Here is a 563-nt window from a genome sequence, read left to right as displayed (position 1 = left end):
GGTAAATCAACTGACATATCCGACGAAAATGCGCGTCGGACAGCGCGAGGCGCTGGGTCATTTGCTGCAATAATGACGATTGCCCCGAGGGGTTTGGTGAGGTCATAGCGCCTTCTTAATTCACTTTCAGGATACAACTGGCACGGCCTGCGACCGCCCGACTTCTGCTACTGTTTCGACTTGCTCTTTCACGTTAAAAACTGCCACCAGGCTGGTCAAATGATCGGCCTGACTGGCGAGCTGGTCAGTAGCGGCAGCCGCTTCTTCGACAAGAGAAGCGTTCTGTTGCGTTACCTGATCCATCTGCGTGACAGCCTGAGCAACCTGCTCAATGCCGCGACGCTGTTCGTCTGAGGCGGAAGCAATTTCGCCCATAATGTCGTTCACACGCGTTACGGAAGTAACAATCTCCGTCATGGTGTGAGCGGCGGTATCAACCAGCTCCGATCCCTGCTGTACGCGGGAAACGGACTCTTCAATCAACACCTTAATCTCTTTCGCGGCGTTGGCGCTGCGGCTGGCGAGATTACGCACCTCACCCGCCACGACGGCAAATCCACGCC

Annotated in this window: 1 protein-coding gene and 1 pseudogene; both read right to left on the bottom strand. The window is 55.6% G+C overall.

Annotated features, from left to right (window positions below; all coding sequences use genetic code 11):
• Positions 1–106, bottom strand: a pseudogene (locus K5E19_RS23595) (chemotaxis protein-glutamate O-methyltransferase); the annotation flags it as partial.
• 20 nt (positions 107–126) lie between these two features.
• Positions 127–563 (bottom strand): methyl-accepting chemotaxis protein (locus tag K5E19_RS23590; protein WP_260411940.1); only part of this gene is annotated, 437 nt, incomplete at its 5' end.

Origin of the sequence: Enterobacter sp. RIT637, from assembly GCF_019718755.1 — a bacterium.
Lineage (GTDB): Bacteria > Pseudomonadota > Gammaproteobacteria > Enterobacterales > Enterobacteriaceae > Enterobacter.
The sequence above is the reverse complement of the archived record's forward strand: the minus strand, read 5'-3'. Positions and strand labels throughout refer to the sequence as shown.